Origin of the sequence: Tenacibaculum sp. 1_MG-2023 (assembly GCF_030547425.1) — a bacterium.
Classification (GTDB): Bacteria; Bacteroidota; Bacteroidia; order Flavobacteriales; family Flavobacteriaceae; genus Polaribacter.
The window spans coordinates 104,505-119,485 of record NZ_JAUORH010000007.1; the positions used below are offsets into that span (position 1 = coordinate 104,505).

General features: G+C 32.3%; 19 protein-coding genes. 2 read left to right on the forward strand and 17 right to left on the reverse strand.

Going from position 1 to position 14,981, the window contains the following annotated elements:
* Positions 1-6: 6 nt before the first annotated feature.
* The 15 genes from Q4517_RS06830 to Q4517_RS06900 form a co-directional block, all read right to left on the reverse strand.
* Positions 7-420: a GPW/gp25 family protein gene (locus tag Q4517_RS06830; protein WP_303507728.1), complete on the reverse strand. Its 414-nt coding sequence runs from the start codon at positions 418-420 to the stop codon at positions 7-9.
* A 2-nt stretch (positions 421-422) separates the two neighbouring features.
* A complete protein-coding gene (locus Q4517_RS06835) occupies positions 423-713 on the reverse strand; it encodes a PAAR domain-containing protein (RefSeq protein ID WP_099215617.1) in 291 nt (96 codons plus the stop codon).
* A gap of 4 nt (positions 714-717) precedes the next feature.
* Complete coding sequence (gene vgrG, locus Q4517_RS06840; protein WP_303507733.1) at positions 718-2,463, reverse strand: type VI secretion system tip protein VgrG; 1,746 nt, start codon at positions 2,461-2,463, stop codon at positions 718-720.
* A complete protein-coding gene (locus Q4517_RS06845) occupies positions 2,464-3,150 on the reverse strand; it encodes a LysM peptidoglycan-binding domain-containing protein (protein ID WP_303507735.1) in 687 nt (228 codons plus the stop codon).
* Entirely contained in the window at positions 3,150-3,311 is a 162-nt protein-coding gene (locus Q4517_RS06850) for a DUF5908 family protein (RefSeq protein WP_303507737.1), read from the reverse strand. Before Q4517_RS06850 ends, Q4517_RS06845 begins: the two co-directional genes overlap by 1 nt.
* A gap of 1 nt (position 3,312) precedes the next feature.
* Positions 3,313-3,750, reverse strand: coding sequence for a phage tail protein (locus Q4517_RS06855; protein ID WP_115901847.1), 438 nt, complete (start codon positions 3,748-3,750; stop codon positions 3,313-3,315).
* Positions 3,750-4,196 carry a phage tail protein gene (locus tag Q4517_RS06860; protein WP_115901846.1) on the reverse strand — a complete coding sequence of 149 codons (447 nt, stop codon included), beginning with the start codon at positions 4,194-4,196 and terminating at the stop codon, positions 3,750-3,752. Before Q4517_RS06860 ends, Q4517_RS06855 begins: the two co-directional genes overlap by 1 nt.
* 44 nt (positions 4,197-4,240) lie before the next feature.
* Positions 4,241-6,202 carry a phage tail sheath C-terminal domain-containing protein gene (locus Q4517_RS06865; protein WP_303507744.1) on the reverse strand — a complete coding sequence of 654 codons (1,962 nt, stop codon included), beginning with the start codon at positions 6,200-6,202 and terminating at the stop codon, positions 4,241-4,243.
* 29 nt (positions 6,203-6,231) lie between these two features.
* Positions 6,232-7,302 carry a hypothetical protein gene (locus Q4517_RS06870; protein ID WP_303507747.1) on the reverse strand — a complete coding sequence of 357 codons (1,071 nt, stop codon included), beginning with the start codon at positions 7,300-7,302 and terminating at the stop codon, positions 6,232-6,234.
* Positions 7,303-7,308: 6 nt separating this feature from the next.
* Positions 7,309-7,884: a DUF4255 domain-containing protein gene (locus Q4517_RS06875; protein ID WP_303507750.1), complete on the reverse strand. Its 576-nt coding sequence runs from the start codon at positions 7,882-7,884 to the stop codon at positions 7,309-7,311.
* 317 nt (positions 7,885-8,201) lie between these two features.
* Positions 8,202-9,095, reverse strand: coding sequence for a gliding motility-associated ABC transporter ATP-binding subunit GldA (gldA, locus tag Q4517_RS06880; RefSeq protein WP_303507752.1), 894 nt, complete (start codon positions 9,093-9,095; stop codon positions 8,202-8,204).
* Positions 9,096-9,151: 56 nt separating this feature from the next.
* Complete coding sequence (locus Q4517_RS06885; protein WP_303507754.1) at positions 9,152-9,637, reverse strand: dihydrofolate reductase; 486 nt, start codon at positions 9,635-9,637, stop codon at positions 9,152-9,154.
* A gap of 18 nt (positions 9,638-9,655) precedes the next feature.
* On the reverse strand, positions 9,656-9,841 hold the full coding sequence (locus Q4517_RS06890; RefSeq protein WP_303507756.1) for a hypothetical protein: 186 nt from the start codon (positions 9,839-9,841) through the stop codon (positions 9,656-9,658).
* A 63-nt stretch (positions 9,842-9,904) separates the two neighbouring features.
* Positions 9,905-10,729, reverse strand: a complete 825-nt coding sequence (locus Q4517_RS06895) for a thymidylate synthase (RefSeq protein ID WP_303507758.1) — start codon at positions 10,727-10,729, stop codon at positions 9,905-9,907.
* 115 nt (positions 10,730-10,844) lie between these two features.
* A complete protein-coding gene (locus tag Q4517_RS06900; RefSeq protein ID WP_303507760.1) occupies positions 10,845-11,501 on the reverse strand; it encodes a metal-dependent transcriptional regulator in 657 nt (218 codons plus the stop codon).
* 293 nt (positions 11,502-11,794) lie between these two features.
* Here Q4517_RS06900 and Q4517_RS06905 point away from each other — a divergent pair, with 293 nt between their 5' ends.
* Together Q4517_RS06905 and Q4517_RS06910 are read left to right on the forward strand one after the other, a co-directional pair.
* Positions 11,795-12,385, forward strand: a complete 591-nt coding sequence (locus Q4517_RS06905) for a superoxide dismutase (RefSeq protein WP_368506464.1) — start codon at positions 11,795-11,797, stop codon at positions 12,383-12,385.
* Between the two features lies 1 nt (position 12,386).
* A complete protein-coding gene (locus tag Q4517_RS06910) occupies positions 12,387-12,836 on the forward strand; it encodes a tetratricopeptide repeat protein (protein WP_303507764.1) in 450 nt (149 codons plus the stop codon).
* A 90-nt stretch (positions 12,837-12,926) separates the two neighbouring features.
* Here the strand turns inward: Q4517_RS06910 and Q4517_RS06915 are convergent, their stop codons facing one another.
* Both Q4517_RS06915 and Q4517_RS06920 read right to left on the reverse strand, forming a co-directional pair.
* Positions 12,927-13,109: a hypothetical protein gene (locus Q4517_RS06915; RefSeq protein WP_303507767.1), complete on the reverse strand. Its 183-nt coding sequence runs from the start codon at positions 13,107-13,109 to the stop codon at positions 12,927-12,929.
* A gap of 117 nt (positions 13,110-13,226) precedes the next feature.
* Positions 13,227-14,972 carry a NupC/NupG family nucleoside CNT transporter gene (locus tag Q4517_RS06920; protein WP_303507770.1) on the reverse strand — a complete coding sequence of 582 codons (1,746 nt, stop codon included), beginning with the start codon at positions 14,970-14,972 and terminating at the stop codon, positions 13,227-13,229.
* Positions 14,973-14,981: the final 9 nt, after the last annotated feature.

The window sequence follows — 14,981 nt, forward strand, 5'->3', positions numbered from 1 at the left end:
TGTGTCTTAATTTATATCGGTTCCTTCTCCTTTATAAAAAGGGAAAACAACATTCGTTCTACTATTGGTAGCTCTAACTCTGTATTCTATTTTTATTATTAACATTCCTTCTAAAGGGTCTGTTTCTGAAACATCAATATGAATCACATCTATTCGAGGTTCGTGATATAAAATTGCTGTTTCTATTAATTCTTTGGCATAGGTTATTAGCGTTCTATCTAACTTTTCAAAAAGAAGCTCTTGTAAGTTGCAACCGTAATTAGGTAGCATTACACGTTCTCCTAATCTGGTAGTTAACAATATTTCCAAGCTACTTTTAATATCTTCTTCTTCAGAAATCATGACAACTTCGCTTAGATCTTTTGAAAACTCTGGTGGAAAATCCCAACCTATTCCTAAAAATGCTTTTTTATTTTCCATTGTTACCCTATTAAAACTGTTGCTTCTCCTAGTACAATAGTTCCTCCATGTGAAGTACTATCTCCCATTCTTGCTGCTGGCATTCCGCCGATTAATACTGTTCCTGATCCTGCGACTATGCTGTCTGGTGGTCCAGTACATGTTGCCATATCACCTACTCTTGCCGCAGGTAATCCTCCAATTAGTACGGTAGGTTCTCCCGCTGGTAAAATTGGTCCTCCAACGTGAGGAACCGTTCCTGTTACCATTGGACATACATGCATATCTGTTATTCTTGCTGCTGGGTTTCCCATTTTTTTAATTTATTTGGACTAATGAACCTTTTAAAACAGCTATAGCATTTGTTGAAACTTCCGCTCCAGCACTACCCTCTGCTTTAAATTCTGCATTGGCTGCTATACTCACATTTGTCCCTTCAATATTCACATCTCCTGATGCTTTTAATGAAATATCTCCTGCACTTTCCATTGATATTCCGTCACCGTTTATAGTTATTACATTAGAGTTATCATCTTCAATTGTTATGGCTCCTTCATCTTCATCAAGTGAAATAATTTTCCCTGCAGGTGTTTCAATCGTGATTATTTTTTTATCATCATCAAACAACACTTTCATCTCACTTCTTGTAATGATTCCTTTTTCATGATTGTCGTCTGTTGCTGTAATCGGTGAAGGTTTTGCGCTACTATGCAACATGCCTAAAACAATGGCATCGTTAGGGTCTTCATTGATAAACCCTACAATCACCTCATCTCCTATTTCTGGACGAAAGAAAATACCTCTACTATCTCCTGCATCGGGTGAAGCTACTCTACACCAAATACCTTCTTCTTCGTTATTTACTATGGGAATTTGCACTAGAATCCTGTCTTCTCCGTCAGGATCTTCTTCTAATTGAGAAACAATTCCTACTTGTAAACCTTGAATGGCTGGCAATAATCCTGAAGCTGGTTTTGCTGAGATTTCAAAGGTTTCAGAAAACCACTCTGTTGATAAGCCAAATTGTGCATTGGCTACCCAATTTCCTTCTGAAATAACATGTTGAACTCCTGTTACATATACATTTCCGTTAAATCGGTCTCCTACACCTTCTAGTTTTAAAATGGTGTTTGGTTTCACTGATGGGATTCCTTGAAATTTTACACGTCCTCTTACTTTGGCTAATTGTTGAAATAACCATTTAGCATCTGCCCAATCTTGTAATTCGGTGTCGGTTACCACACCACCATGTCGTAACTCCATACTTTCTAAACCTATTGTTTTGTTTAAGTCTGAAACAGATAGGTTTCCGTTTAAACTTACACTTGGATCTTTCCCTTCAATCTCAACCACTTCTTGGTCGGCATGATTCCAACTATAAGCTGCTACTTTTTTAACTTGATGACGTGCATCTATTTCTGCATCAAAGTCTAATAAGGAACCTCCGAAGGTTACAGTTTCAATTTCTGATTGACTCACATTGGGTTTGGCTATGGTAATCGTTCCATCATCTACAAAACACAATTTCCCATTTGCTTGGGCTCTTGAAACCACAAAATCCCAATCTGACGCATTGTATTGTACTAATTCTGCATGATTATAATTGGTAGCTTCTACATCTTTAGATAAGCTATAATTCCCTATAATTTCTTCAAAAATGTCGCTATCGGTACTTTCGTAGAAATACTTACTTTTTCTACCTACCGTCATTTTTACCGCTTCATCTTTGCACTCAACTATTAGTTGTGCTGAGTTTGCTCTAATTCTTAGATTATGCTTGATAACAATTCCTTTAAATATGGTTTCTTCATCTGAATGATATCCTGCAGTAATCTCAATTTCTTTCCCAGGAATTAACAACTCTTCGTTACTTAACTTAAAATCTCTTTGAGAAGCATCTCCATCTAGTAAAACTAACTGAGCTGTAGGTATTTTATTTACTTCCTTAGCTACAGTAATACTTTTTACCTCGTATTGTTTTGAGAGCTCTTCTCCTTCAATTAAGATCTTAAAAGTGACTAAATCGGCACTTTTTGAAGTCTGTATGGTTCCTGTATTATTCATTTATGCGAATTTTTGTAAGGGTGGAAAAAAAATTTCTTGTCCTGGTTGTAATTTTCTAAACTGCATTATTTTATTAACCCGAGCTACTTCTAAATAATACTTTGAGTCACCATAAATACGATGACACATTAGCGGTAAAGTATCTCCCGATTTTACTTTACGATAGTGTGTTAAGTCTGGCGATTGGTTGTTTTCTCTTGCTACTCGTAAATCATCATCAACAGTTCCTTTTACTTTTAATTTTGCATTGGCACGTAAAGGTGTTCCGTCTGGTGCGAACAATCTATATTCAATAGAAAGGTCAACTAAAGAGCCTTTGAAAAGTAACGCTCCCCATTTAATCATTAAATAATAAGGCTTGTGTTCTTCTCCGCTGTAATCGAATACGATTTTTTTAAAGGCTTCTATTTTATCAATAATCCCATCTTTTAAATCAGGGTTACCATCTATAACTCCACTACTATCAAATAACAAGTCCAAGTCTAGTTCTTGTGGAGCGATTCTTGTAAAACTTGGTTGTGTTGCGCTTGTACCTTGCCCTTGTTCTTCATCATACTCAGGTTTATAGGCAATCAAATACTTTTCTGGGTTTACTAATGTTGCAAACTCTCCATCTGCAACTTCATCGGTAAAACCTATATCCTTGTACGCTTTTATGACTAGTTTTTTTAACTCTCCTTGACTCATTATCGTTGTTTTTGTCTTTCCAAAATGTCCATTACTTCTTCAACACAGGCTGTAACAATAGCTGCAGTATTTCCATTTTTTGATCCACTCGTTTTTCCTTGTGATACTGATTTTTCATCCACATTAATCTTAATATGTAACTCTTTGATAGTAATAGGCATTTTATACTATTTTAAAATAATTGTAGCTTAATTCAAGTGTTTCAATAACTAGTTTGCTTTCTTCAGCATTAAAATCACCTACATTCCATTTTACAGGGTATGCATGTTTTACATTCCAAGTTTGTATGGTTTGCTCATCTTCACCCAATAACATTACATTAATATTTACAGGTTGTATTTCGAAGTTTCCTAGAGCGTCTTTACACCACTTAATCACTTCCGAATCGACAAGCATTCCTCTTTTTAATACTAAGTTTGGATATTTAGAACGTACAGGTATTGTATGCTTGAACCTATTTTCTCCTCCTTCGGTTATTTCTTCAGTTTCAAGGTCTACTGAAAGACCTGAAACTGATTGAAATGAATTGTCTCCTTGTGAAGTTGAAATATCTTCAAACTCTACTTTAAAACTAAAACCTACTGGCGGATGATAGTTCATTACGATGACATTTTTAATTTCTCAATAGCCCACTCAGCGGTTTCGATAGCTATTTCATTACCATCAGCTTTTAAATCTGTAGGTTGTACTTTAGTGATGTATGCATTCTGAGCTTCCCATACTACTGCTGGGTCTCCATTTTCATCTAATAATTTAATGGTTAAATCTCCTCTAAACTGCTCTCCTCCTTCTTGGAAATAAACCGTTTTAGCCCATTGCTTATAAAATTGCTTGCTTTCATCTACAAAGGTTCCTCGTTTCATAGTAATATTACTATACTCGAACAACCCAGGTTGTTTTGATTTGTGGTATTCTTTATCTGCTCCTCCACGATACTCTATTACTTTATTATCGAAACTTAACCCTGATACTTCTGTACAATTAAATTTCGTGTCTCCAAAGGTTACCTCAAAGGAAAACTTTGGCATTGGATATGACTCTGCCATGACTCTTTATTTTTTTATTTATAATTTTTGGTTAGTTAATTTACTTATGCTTCTTGCATTTTGTGAGAGAATTTAAGGATGATAAATTCAGCTGGACGTACTACTGCCATACCAATTTCTATTATCATATTCCCTTCTAAAACATCTTGAGTAGTCATGGTTTCTCCTAAACCAACACTTACATAAAACGCTTTTTCTGGCGTAGGCCCTGCAAGTGCTCCAGCTCTCCATTGTTGTGTTAAGAAATTATCAATCATTGCTTTTACACGTACCCAAGTATTTTTATCATTAGGTTCAAAGACAAATTGTTCAGAGGCCTTTTTAATTGATTCTTCTGCCATATTGAAAAAACGTCTTACTGATACATATCTCCACTCGTTATCATTTCCTGCAAGGGTTCTTGCTCCCCAAACTAAGTTTCCTTTTCCAACGAATGATCTAATAGCGTTGATTGATTTCCCTGCTACTGTATCTACATTTAAATCTTTTTGTGCATCATGCGATATATTAACAGATGGAGCATATACATAATTTAACCCAACATTCGCAGGTGCTTTCCATACCCCTCTGTCTGAATCTACTTTAGCATAAATCCCTGCCATTGTTGCACTTGGTGCTAGCTTAACAGGTAACAATCCTATTTCTGATTTTATTTTGTTATACAACGCGTTGTTATCAACTTTTAAATCAGCCAATGAGGGTAATGTCGTAACACCTCCTAAACCATCTATTGCTCCTTTTAAAGCAAATAACTCATTTGTTGTTGTTTGATTTTCCAAACTTGTATAAATTCCATTATTAGTCATATCTACCTCATCAGTAATACCTAATAAATCAAAAACATTTGTCGCATTAGAAGTTAAGCTTCCTATTAATTTTCCTTCTGTATCATCTTGTTGTAGTTTAAATATTTTACCGTGTAAGTCGGCTAGAATAGCTTCTAGATTACTGTCCATCCAAGTTGTCATACTTGTACTTGGTGCTGTTAAAGAGGCTTCTCCTGAGTCTTCCGCTTCAGAAACCAAGTCATTAATTGATGTAGTAATGTCTTCTAAATAGCTAATAATGTTCTTAACGCTAGAAATTGCATCATTTTTAAACGTTAATGCTACTTCATTACCTGCCCCATCAATAGCATTTTTTGTATCAACCAATACAGTCAATAACCCATCTAGTTCTGTTAAATTTATTCCATCGATTACATTATCCGCTTGTACTGACAAGCTTTCTTCTAATCCTTGGATATCAATACTATCTTCATCGTAAGAAAAATCTAAAATTGTATTTAAATACGGAAAATATGCTGCTCCATATTTTAAATAATCTTTTCCTAAAGATAGTTTACTTCTAAGAGCTTCTACCGGATCTACATCCCCTCCTCCATCATCATATTCTTTATCTGAATAGGTGTCAATAATTGCAAAACGGTCTTGTAGTTTATTACACTGAGTAAGCGCTAATGAATATAAACTATAAAAGTCTGCGTCTGATGTTAGTGAAGTTGCATCAGAAAACACAAGCAGGGTTACTTCGTCTATATATTCTATTGCTTCTAAACCTTCTTTTAACCCTTTAAATCCATTATTCCCTACCTCTTCAAGAAGTATGGGATTCGTATTATTATTGGTTCTTGCTGAAGTATAAGTTCCTACTGAAGTTACGTAACATGGTCCTCCTCCATTTGCAAAGTACATTTGCATATTATAATACATTTTAAAAGGAGATGGATTGCTTGGTTGTGTTACTAAAACTTCTTCGTTTGCTTGATTGGCATTTGTTACATTAACTCCAATCGTTGTTTCTTTTTCAGAAAACCCAAAATATGTTTCATATTCCAACATTGAAGTAATCCTCTTAGGTTCTAACAATAAGTCATTATCCTCTTTCTTTTTAGCTTTCTCGGTATAACCAATAAAAGCTGGAATTGCTGTTTCTACTTGAGCTACCGAAGGCGGAAACTTTACAATTTCCTCTACGTAGACTCCTGGTGTTTTGTACGCTGACATAATTACTTGTTTTAAATTTTAATTTTTGTTTATATAAATACTTCCGAATAATAATCTTGCGACTCTTTCTTAATACTTTCTGGAGTAGGATTAGGGAAATAATAATCGTCTTGTGGTTGTGGTGAGACATCTTGTTTGTCTATCTCTACACGTCCATTAAATGTCAAAGGTTTTTCTTCTGACGTAGTCATTACGAGGTTTTCACTTCTTTTTGTGTAACGCCAAAAAGTGGATCTATTTTCAATACAAATAGCAAACTGAGGAAATTCCTCTAATAAACATTGTTTTGGTACATCAAACAATTCTGTTTGCTCATTCTTAACTAGTACTTCTTCTGTTAGGCTAGTGTTGTTATCTCCTGATATCTGGATTTGAACAATACCTATTACCCCGCTATTTTTAATTCTTCTCACAAAAGAATTGATAGTATCTATCACCTTTTCTTCTTCTTTAGTTAAAGGAATAGCGTTTGTTATTTTAGACTCTATAACATCTAATTCTGATACTTCTATATTTGCTATAGTTACTAAGTTTGGTGTAGTTGTATCAAACTCCTTTTCACTTTCTATTTGATGTAATAGCTTTCTTGTTTCACTATCTGAAATCAAAAATGAGCTCCATTTTTTCACCTCTGAGATTGTTTCAAATAAATTGATAGCTGAGGAGCTTTTGTTTGATAAATAATATAACTGCTGCTCTTTTTTTTCAATTATGTTAGAATAGTTTTCAAAATAAGGATGGTGTACTTTTAAGTAAAAAGTTAACGTTAGCGAATCAGATAATGTAATAATTGGACTATATCTTTTTACCTCTTGGTTTCCTTCTTCTGCAATTACTTCTAAAGTTTCTGATACTATTCGAATTCCTTTTTTATGGTTTCTAAGTAATAGTCTATGGTTTTTTAAACTTTTTTTAGTCTCTTTTGTAGGTTGAATTGATAAAAATTTGCTAATATTATATTGTTCTTCTATACGTTTTTTTTCTTCATCTGTAAGCGGTATTGTCCCATTATTTCCTCCATTTAACTCGAAAAAAGTTCGTTCTCCTTCATTTAGAAAGTATGCGTGGTATATATTGATATTGAACAATGTTTTATACATAACCTTTTAATTTTTAATTATTGATTGTTGTTCAATACCAGAGACTACAGTACCTTCTTTAGTTACAATATCTCTTTCTATTTCTAGTAATGTTATTTTATAAAGTACAGATGGATATTGTTTACCTCCTAAGGTTCCCCATATGTAGTTCAACTCCTCAAACGAAGGGGTATATAATTGTGTAATAAACTTAAAGGTCTTTAAGTCCCCTAGTCCATCTATCTCTTCAAAATTGGTGTTTTGATGTGTGAATACTTTTTTTCCTTGAAAAAAGGCTAATATTTTTGTTAAACTCTTTAACGATTCAGCATAACTAGATTTATCTACACTGAATAAAACATAAAGATTTAAATATACTTTTGGGTTTCTATAACTAACTGAAGTTCCTTCTACACGATTATTGGAAGTATTTTTTAACGCAAATTCTTCTTGTGTATTAATTAAAGTTAATGAAATATCTGGAGTATTACCTGGTGAATTCCCATCTCCTTCAGCCATAGCTATATTTGATAAGTCTACGGCTTTTTCGTCGAAATAGGTGTTTAATTCCTCGGTAATGATTTGTAATATTTCAAAAATCATTTGATAGTAAGTTTGGTTAGTTTTTGCTTGTAGATTGAAGGGTTAGCAATCAGACATTGTAAAATTAACCTCTCTTACGAAGAGTAACCGCAATGAAAAACTCTTTTATAAAAGTAGTTTCTCCTAAAAAAATTAAATAGAATTATAGGTAGTAAAAAGGGGGAAATCACCCTTACTTTTTTAAATAGGAAATTTTAAATTTAACGAAAACCAAACAAAAACCTCTTTACGCACAGTATGTAAAGAGGTTTTTCTTCTAATTTTTTTTATTAAAGAGCTTATACTTGTTTATTTAGTTTTTCTTCTTCTATCAATTTTTATTGAGTTAACTCCCTAAATAGGTTTTCTAAATTTTTGTTTTCTGCATTTAATCCAAGAATTTTCAAACCGTTTTCTTGTGCGAAATCAAAAATTACCGGACGCATATCTTCTGAAGTATTAAAGGTTAATATCCAGTTATTTTCTAAGGTGTTTTTATAAGATGCTATGTTAGGTAGGCGTTTGATAAATTGCTCTTCTAGTTTATAATCAAACGTTACTTTGATTACTTGCTCATTATCCGTTTTAAGTTCTGAAATAGGTTTATTGACTACTATTTCACCTTTATTGATAATTATAACTCTGTCACACATTGCTTCTACTTCTTGCATAATGTGTGTTGACAATAATACTGTTTTATCTTTTCCTAGTTCTTTTATTAATTGACGTATTTCAACTAATTGATTTGGGTCTAATCCTGTTGTTGGTTCATCTAGAATTAAGACTTCAGGATTGTGTAAAATAGCAGCTGCTAATCCTACACGTTGACGGTATCCTTTTGATAATTGATTGATTTTTTTATGTGCCTCAATCGTTAATCCTACTTTTTCAACAATCTCATTTATTTTGGGCCTTTCTACGTTGTATAAAGATCCCTGAAACTGTAAATATTCTCGCACATACATATCTAAATACAACGGATTATGTTCTGGTAAATAGCCTATGTTTTTTTGCGCTTCAATAGGGTTTGAGATTACATCAATTCCACTTACCAACACAGCTCCTTTTGAAGGTTGAATAAACCCCGTTAAGATTTTCATTGTTGTAGACTTCCCTGCTCCATTTGGACCTAAAAAACCTACTATTTCTCCTTTTTGTGCTGAAAAAGAAATATTATTAACTGCTTTTTGTATTCCGTATGTTTTTGTTATTGAAGTAAGTTCTATTGACATTTCGGTCTTTCTAAGTATAATGATGAGATTCTGAAATAAATTCAGAATGACAATAATTAATGTTTCTCATAAGAAACGAAACTATAGTCGTATTTATTTTTCTCGTCTGCTTTAAAATCTTCTCGAGCTACTTCTTTCCATATAGTTTTATCAATTTCAGGAAAAAAAGCGTCTGCTTCAAACTCATGATATAAAACAGTAATATCTAGCCTATCAACTAAGTTTTGCTTCAAAGCTTCCTTGTAAATTTGTGCTCCCCCAATGATAAATGCATCCTTTCCTTCTGTTAATTCTATAGCTTGCTCAATACTATTAGCTATTAAACATCCATCTACAAAGTAGTTATTATTTCGGGTAATAATTATTGATGTACGGTTAGGTAAAGGTTTACCAATACTTTCAAAAGTATTACGTCCCATTAAAATAGCATGTCCTGTAGTAACTTTTTTAAAACGTTTTAAGTCGGCTGGTAAGTGCCAAATTAAGTCATTATCTTTTCCTAAAGCATTATTTTTTGCAATTGCAGCTATGAGTGTAATCATAAATTTAGTTTGAGTGGGTTACATACTTTTCACCCATTCTTTAATATATCCTGTAAGATCTCTTTTTTCTGTAGTAGCTTCTTCAAAAGTTTCATTTCTCATATTGTCAACCAACGTATGAATTGCTCTTAATACATTTTCATCATTAATTTCTGCTATTTTATCGTAGAGATCTTCTTTTAAAACATCAACGTCTGTATTCATTTTATAACTTTTTAGGTAGTTTCTTACAAAGCTACTAAACAATATGTATAAAATAAAGTTAAATTATACTGCTACAACTCCTTTTATGTGCGGATGAGGATTGTAACCAACTAATTCAAAATCTTCAAAAATGAAGTCTTCAATATTTTTTATTGCTGGATTAATTTTCATCTTCGGAAGAGATCTAGGTTCACGTGATAATTGTAACTCTAACTGATCCATGTGATTATTATAAATATGTGCATCACCAAATGTGTGGACAAACTCTCCTGCTTCGTAACCGCAAACTTGTGCAACCATCATAGTAAACAACGCATACGATGCTATATTAAAAGGAACTCCTAAAAATATATCTGCACTACGCTGATACAATTGACATGAAAGTTTTCCATCAGCTACATAAAATTGAAAAAATGCATGACATGGAGGAAGTGCGGCTTTTCCATTCGCTACATTTTCTGCAAATGATTTTGAAGTATCTGGTAAAACTGAAGGGTTCCATGCAGACACTAACATTCTACGGCTATTTGGATTGCTTTTTAACGTTTCAATCACTTCTTTCAACTGATCTATCTCGTCACTATTCCAGTTACGCCATTGATGTCCATACACCGGACCTAAATCACCGTTATCATCAGCCCATTCATTCCAAATACGCACACCATTTTCTTGCAAATACCTAACATTAGTATCACCCTTTATAAACCATAATAATTCATATATAATTGATTTTAGGTGTAACTTCTTAGTTGTTACCATAGGAAACCCTTCATTTAAATCAAATCGCATTTGATACCCAAAAACACTTTTTGTTCCTGTTCCTGTTCTATCTCCTTTTTCGTTTCCGTTATCTAAAACATGCTTTACTAAATCATGATACTGCTTCATCCTTCTGCTTTTAACCGTTAAAATTGTTGGATTGTTTAACAACGTAAAAATAAAAAAGCATCTACAAAAAATATAAATGCTTTTAAAATTATATTAATAAGTTATCAACTGTTTTCTAATTTTTCTCAACCAATAATCTATCACAAACTACTTTACTTAGCACTTCTTCTTTTTTGTCTTTATAAGCAAGAGTCATGGTTCCATCAAAAGACTCTACCAAAAGTACCTCAATTATTGTTTCTAACGATAAACCTTTACTATTTAAAAAACGTAAAAAATCAGCAGAGGAGTTAGCAACAGCTTTCAACCTTACTACATCTCCTCCTTTATATTCACTTAATTTATAGTAGGTTTTAGCCGGTATTTTTCCATTAACATCAGGAATTGGTGAACCATGTGGATCAAAAGAAGGATATCCTAATATTTCATCCATCTTTTTAAAAAAGATAGGAGAATCAACATGTTCTATCTGTTCAGCAATATCATGTACTTCTTCCCACCCAAAACTCATAACTTCTACCAAAAACATTTCTGTTAAACGATGTTTTCTAATAACAGCAACAGCTTTATTCTGTCCTAAAACTGTTAAACGAATGGGTTTATATTTTTCATAGCTTACTAATTTTTTTCCTGCCAACTTTTTCATCATACTCGTTACTGTTGGCATTTTTATATCCAATTGTTTAGAAAGTTCATTTACACTTACTTCTCTTTTCTCGTTAGAGAGGTAAAATAACGCTTTAAGATAATTTTCTTCTACTAATGAATCCATGCAGCAAATATAGCAATTAAACTATTTTTCTTGATAAACTGAAAATTAAACACAAAATAAATTTGTTAGATCAATCTAACTTTTTAATTTTGCAAGCAAAACAACGAAATGTTATCGGTTATGAATTATGCTATAAAACTATTAGAAAAGAACAAAAAGCACTTAGAACGGCATATTAAAAAAACGGGGTTAATACGTACAAACATGGATAAGGCAACACAAGAACTGCATAAAATAACATCACTCAAAAAAGCAATTAAATTTTTAAAACATAAAAGTAAAAACCAATGAAAATATCACTAAAACTTCCAGATTTACCTTACAACAAAAACGCTTTTAACTCTATTCTTTCTGAAGAAACTTTTGAGTATCATTACGGAAAACATCATGCAGCTTATGTTAACAATCTTAAAAATTTAATAAAAGACACCTCTTTTCAAAACTCTAACATTGAAACAATAATTCTACAAGGATATAAAGAAAATAACTTCCCGTTGTTTAATAACGCTGCTCAACACTGGAATCATACCTTTTTTTGGAATTCGTTATCCCCAAATGGTGGAGCATTGCCTTATGGTAAAATTGCAAAACTTATTATAAGAGATTTTGGTAGTTTCGAACATTTCAAAGAACAGTTTTCTACTACAGCTGCCAAACTTTTTGGTTGTGGTTGGACGTGGTTAGCGCAAAATAAAGAGGGGAAATTGGAAATTATTCCTATGAAAGAGGCTCACACCCCTTTAACTAAAGACAAAAAACCGATACTAACACTTGATGTATGGGAGCATGCGTATTATATAGATTATCGAAATGCTCGTCCAAAATTTATAGAAGCTTTTTGGGAAATCATAAACTGGGATTTTGCCAATAAAAATTTAAAATAACATGAGTGATTTTTGCATAAACAACGTAGAAAACCATTGGAAAACACTAACTAATTTAGCGAATGATTTTTTTAATAAGAAGAATTATAAACTAGCCCTGAACAACTATAAAAATGCATTATACAGAGCAGAAGTACTAAACAATCACCTTCAAGAGTGCATACGTCTAAAAATTCCTTTTATTCAAGTATATATTATTTCATGTAACAACTTAGCAAATACTTATAAAGAGCTAGAGCAAATGGAAGAAGCCGAAAACATATTGAAACGTACTGTTCATTACTTATTACATTTGACTAGAAATAAAAAACTTAATAAAAACGAAATACAAACAGAGCTCAAAAGAGCTAGCCTCAATTATATTAATTTTACTGAACAAATAAGTAATAATAAATCCAAACAAGTTTATTTATACAAGCAAATAAAAGAACATTTTAGCGACAATGATTAACCCAAAAACATTACAAAAGCAAAAAGCATCTACAAAAAAGTAGATGCTTTTTTTAAAAATTATATTCAAAATACGTTTTATCAACTATAATTACGCCCAAATACAATTTCCATTACTTTGGCAATAACCATAATCGCAAAATTCATAACCGCTTGCAAATCTTGTACAACACATGTTATTTCCTTTACAGTAGGTATAACGACCTCCATTAATTTCGTTTTGCTCGTTTTTTGATAAAAGTTTAATTCCGTTTAAATTTTTTAATTTTTTCATTATAGATTATAATTTCGAGGGTTAATATTGATATAAATATATCAAAAAAAGTGAACAAACAAAACTATAAACCTAAAAAACAAGTAATTAACAAAATATTTATCTCTGTAAAATATGCTAACCTATTATCATTCCTGCAATGGTTGCCGACATCAACGAAGCAATCGTCCCACCAATTAAAGCCTTCATACCAAATTCAGATAAATTTTTACGTTGTCCTGGAGCTAATGAACCAATTCCTCCAATTTGAATTCCAATAGAAGCAAAATTTGCAAAACCACACAACATATAAGTAGCCATAATTACTGACTTACTATAAGTTAAGTGTGTAGCACTTGCTACATCCTTTAATTCTGCTAATTGAATATACCCTACAAACTCACTCGCAGCTAATTTAATACCTAATAACTGCCCCATCAATGCCATATCTTCTTTAGCTACTCCAATTAACCACATTAAGGGCGCAAAAGCATATCCTAAAATAAATTCTAATGATAATGACTCATAAGGTGTTGCCTCTGCAATTAATTCATTTAAAGAAGTAAACTTCCAACTGAAGTATTCAATTCCATCAAAACCTCCTAAGCTTCCTAAAACACCATTTATCATGGCTATGAATGCAATAAACACTAATAACATTGCTGCTACATTCATTGCCAACTGTAAACCTTCTGTTGTTCCATTGGCTATAGCATCTAAAATATTTGAACCAATTTTTTCTGATGAAACTTGTACATCTGTATTTACTTTTTCGGTTTGTGGATATAATATTTTTGAAATGATAATTGCTCCTGGCGCTGCCATTACTGACGCTGCTAACAAGTGTTTTGCATATAGTAAACGTAACATTTCATCATCTCCTCCTAAAAAGCCAATATAAGCTGCTAAAACTGCTCCTGCTACAGTAGCCATTCCTCCTATCATTACTAATAGAATTTCAGAACGGTTCATTTTTTCTAAATACGCCTTAATTAACAAAGGTGCTTCTGTTTGACCTAAGAAAATATTTCCTGCTACTGATAAACTCTCAGCTCCAGAAATTTTTAAAAATTTAGACAGTAACCAAGCCAACCCTTTTACTATTTTTTGAATTAGCCCTAGGTAAAACAATACTGACGTTAGTGCTGAGAAAAATATAATTGTAGGTAATACTTGAAATGCAAAAATGAATCCAAATGAGTCCATATCTGCTACTAAACCGCTGAATAAAAATTCACTTCCTGCTCTTGTAAAATCTAATACACTTACAAATAAACCTCCTACTAGCTCAAATGTTTTTTGTACAAAAGGAACTTTTAATACCCCAATTGCTATTAATAACTGAAAAGCTAATCCTAATCCTACTGTTTTCCAATCAATACCTCTTCGGTTTGCACTAAATAAAAAAGCAATAATTAGTAACGTTATCATTCCTAAAGCTCCTCTCCATAAACTTTGCATTGAGAAACCTTGGCTTGGAATTATTTCATTTTTACTTTCTACTACTTCTTCAACCTCTTTTCCTAAAACAACTACTGGTTCTGTTGTAAAATTATAAAGTATATTTTTTTCTGAGAGTATTAAAATTTCATCTGTTAATTCAACCACATTATAATAACGAACTGTATCGTTAGGTTGTTTGTAGTTAAAAATTAATAAGTTGTTTTGATGAATATAGTTTCCTGAAGCTTGTAAACTATCTTTTTCTACTAATGAGTATGTAAAGTTCCCTTCTGATAAAGTAAAAACGTCTGTAGGATCTACAGAAACAATAGAATCTCCTTCTGTTGTTGTAATTGATGAAAAATTCCACTTTTTTTCAATGCTTTGGCTAAAAGTTATCATCGTAACGCAAAGCATTATGAAGGTAAATAGTTTCTTCATTTTTAATAT

Coding starts and splice junctions, on each gene's coding strand:
- Q4517_RS06830 (WP_303507728.1), bottom strand. CDS start 420: ATGGAAAATAAAAAAGCATTTTTAGGAATAGGTTGGGATTTTCCACCA.
- Q4517_RS06835 (WP_099215617.1), bottom strand. CDS start 713: ATGGGAAACCCAGCAGCAAGAATAACAGATATGCATGTATGTCCAATG.
- vgrG (WP_303507733.1), bottom strand. CDS start 2,463: ATGAATAATACAGGAACCATACAGACTTCAAAAAGTGCCGATTTAGTC.
- Q4517_RS06845 (WP_303507735.1), bottom strand. CDS start 3,150: ATGAGTCAAGGAGAGTTAAAAAAACTAGTCATAAAAGCGTACAAGGAT.
- Q4517_RS06850 (WP_303507737.1), bottom strand. CDS start 3,311: ATGCCTATTACTATCAAAGAGTTACATATTAAGATTAATGTGGATGAA.
- Q4517_RS06855 (WP_115901847.1), bottom strand. CDS start 3,750: ATGAACTATCATCCGCCAGTAGGTTTTAGTTTTAAAGTAGAGTTTGAA.
- Q4517_RS06860 (WP_115901846.1), bottom strand. CDS start 4,196: ATGGCAGAGTCATATCCAATGCCAAAGTTTTCCTTTGAGGTAACCTTT.
- Q4517_RS06865 (WP_303507744.1), bottom strand. CDS start 6,202: ATGTCAGCGTACAAAACACCAGGAGTCTACGTAGAGGAAATTGTAAAG.
- Q4517_RS06870 (WP_303507747.1), bottom strand. CDS start 7,302: ATGTATAAAACATTGTTCAATATCAATATATACCACGCATACTTTCTA.
- Q4517_RS06875 (WP_303507750.1), bottom strand. CDS start 7,884: ATGATTTTTGAAATATTACAAATCATTACCGAGGAATTAAACACCTAT.
- gldA (WP_303507752.1), bottom strand. CDS start 9,095: ATGTCAATAGAACTTACTTCAATAACAAAAACATACGGAATACAAAAA.
- Q4517_RS06885 (WP_303507754.1), bottom strand. CDS start 9,637: ATGATTACACTCATAGCTGCAATTGCAAAAAATAATGCTTTAGGAAAA.
- Q4517_RS06890 (WP_303507756.1), bottom strand. CDS start 9,841: ATGAATACAGACGTTGATGTTTTAAAAGAAGATCTCTACGATAAAATA.
- Q4517_RS06895 (WP_303507758.1), bottom strand. CDS start 10,729: ATGAAGCAGTATCATGATTTAGTAAAGCATGTTTTAGATAACGGAAAC.
- Q4517_RS06900 (WP_303507760.1), bottom strand. CDS start 11,501: ATGGATTCATTAGTAGAAGAAAATTATCTTAAAGCGTTATTTTACCTC.
- Q4517_RS06910 (WP_303507764.1), top strand. CDS start 12,387: ATGAGTGATTTTTGCATAAACAACGTAGAAAACCATTGGAAAACACTA.
- Q4517_RS06915 (WP_303507767.1), bottom strand. CDS start 13,109: ATGAAAAAATTAAAAAATTTAAACGGAATTAAACTTTTATCAAAAAAC.
- Q4517_RS06920 (WP_303507770.1), bottom strand. CDS start 14,972: ATGAAGAAACTATTTACCTTCATAATGCTTTGCGTTACGATGATAACT.